Source organism: Salipiger sp. HF18 (assembly GCF_011806505.1).
Classification (GTDB): domain Bacteria; phylum Pseudomonadota; class Alphaproteobacteria; order Rhodobacterales; family Rhodobacteraceae; genus Salipiger; species Salipiger thiooxidans.
The window spans coordinates 1-1,717 of the sequence record NZ_JAATOS010000689.1; the positions used below are offsets into that span (position 1 = coordinate 1).

At 70.0% G+C, this 1,717-nt stretch carries 2 protein-coding genes; both read right to left on the minus strand.

Translation table 11 applies throughout. The features are described 5' to 3' along the window. On the minus strand, nucleotides 1-700 hold a 700-nt coding region (locus tag HC022_RS25915), incomplete at its 3' end, for a 1-deoxy-D-xylulose-5-phosphate synthase N-terminal domain-containing protein (RefSeq protein ID WP_303049104.1). Nucleotides 701-715: 15 nt separating this feature from the next. Beyond that, entirely contained in the window at nucleotides 716-1,585 is an 870-nt protein-coding gene (locus HC022_RS25920; RefSeq protein WP_167454299.1) for a polyprenyl synthetase family protein, read from the minus strand. Nucleotides 1,586-1,717: the final 132 nt, after the last annotated feature.

Sequence of the window (1,717 nt, forward strand, 5' to 3'; positions counted from 1 at the left end):
TGGCGCGCTTGGCGCCCTCGCGGAATGGCCCGGGCAGCAGCGAGACCGCGCCCTTGGCGGCGGCCTTGAGGTCCTGGAAGGGCGCCTCGGCGTAGAGTCTCGAGAGGTACGAGGACATGGCGCCGGTGGGCGGCGCGATCGACATCTCGTTGTCGTTGAGGATCACGATCAGCCGCTTGCCGAGATGGCCGGCGTTGTTCATCGCCTCGTAGGCCATGCCCGCGGACATGGCGCCGTCACCGATCACCGCGATGGCGTCGCCCGAGCCGGTGTCGCAGACCCCGCCCAGATCGCGGGCCACGGCGAAGCCGAGCGCGGCACTGATCGAGGTCGAGGAGTGGCCGGCACCGAACGGGTCGAAGGGCGATTCCGAGCGCTTGGTGAATCCCGACAGCCCGTCCTTCATGCGCAGCGTGCGGATGCGGTCGCGGCGACCGGTGAGGATCTTGTGCGGGTAGGCCTGGTGCGAGACGTCCCAGATGATCTTGTCGCGCGGCGCATCGAACACCGCGTGCAGGGCGACGGTCAGTTCGACCACGCCGAGGCCGGCGCCCAGGTGGCCGCCGGTCTGCGACACCGCCGCGATGGTCTCGGCACGCAGCTCGTGGGCGAGCTGTTCCAGCTCGGCATCGGACAGGCGCTTGAGATCGGCTGGCGTGATGACGCGGTCGAGCAGCGGCGTTTCCGGGCTATGGGTCATGGCGTCCCTCGGCACTCAATTCCGGCGGGAGATAACGAAGCGGGCGGCCTCCCGCAAGGTATCGGCCCGCTCTCCATAGGGAGATAGAGCGTCGCAGGCCTCGGTCACAAGGGTTTCCGCGCGGGTTTTCGCTTGGTCGAGCCCCAGCAGGGAAACAAACGTGGCCTTTCCGCGGCCCGCGTCCTTACCGACGGCCTTGCCGACGGTCTCTGCGTCGCCCTCGACGTCGAGAATGTCGTCGGCGATCTGGAAGGCGAGGCCGAGCCGGTCGGCATAGGCGGTGAGCGGGCCCGGATCGGCCTGCGCCAGCCGCGCGCCAGCCTCGGCGGACCAGGTGATCAGCGCCCCGGTCTTGCCCGCCTGCAGCGCGGTGATCTCGTCGAGGGTGAGCGGCGTGTCGGCGGTCTCGGCGGCCATGTCGAGCGCCTGTCCCAGCACCATGCCACGGGCCCCCGCCGCGCGGGCGAGGCTCAGCGTCAGGTCGGCGCGCACACCGGCGTCCGGGTGACAGCGCGGGTCCGCGACCAGCTCGAAGCCAAGCGCCTGCAGCGCGTCGCCCGCCAGAACGGCGGTGGCCTCGTCCCACTTGCGGTGCACCGTGGGCAGGCCGCGGCGCAGGTCGTCGTCGTCCATGCAGGGCAGGTCGTCATGCACGAGGCTGTAGGCGTGGATCGCCTCGATGGCGCAGGCGGGCCACAGCGCCTGCGCCTGCGGCACGCCGTGCAGCCGCGCGCCCTCGAGCACCAGCCAGCCGCGCAGGCCCTTGCCGCCGACGGTGGCGTAGCGCATCGCCTCGGTCACCGGCAGCGTGGCAAGCGCACCGATGACATGGTCGAAATGGGCGGCGACGGCGCTGGCGCCGGCCGCAAGGCTGTCACGGAACATGGAAGGTCAGAGCCCCTCGCAGGTCTTCAGTACTGAGGGAGAGACATTGGCGTCGAGGGTGATCGCTGAGAAAGGAGACTCGGCGTCCTTGAGCTTCTTCTAGCAGAGAGAAATGAGCTTGGCGCCGCGCTA

Coding starts and splice junctions, on each gene's coding strand:
- HC022_RS25920 (WP_167454299.1), bottom strand. CDS start 1,585: ATGTTCCGTGACAGCCTTGCGGCCGGCGCCAGCGCCGTCGCCGCCCAT.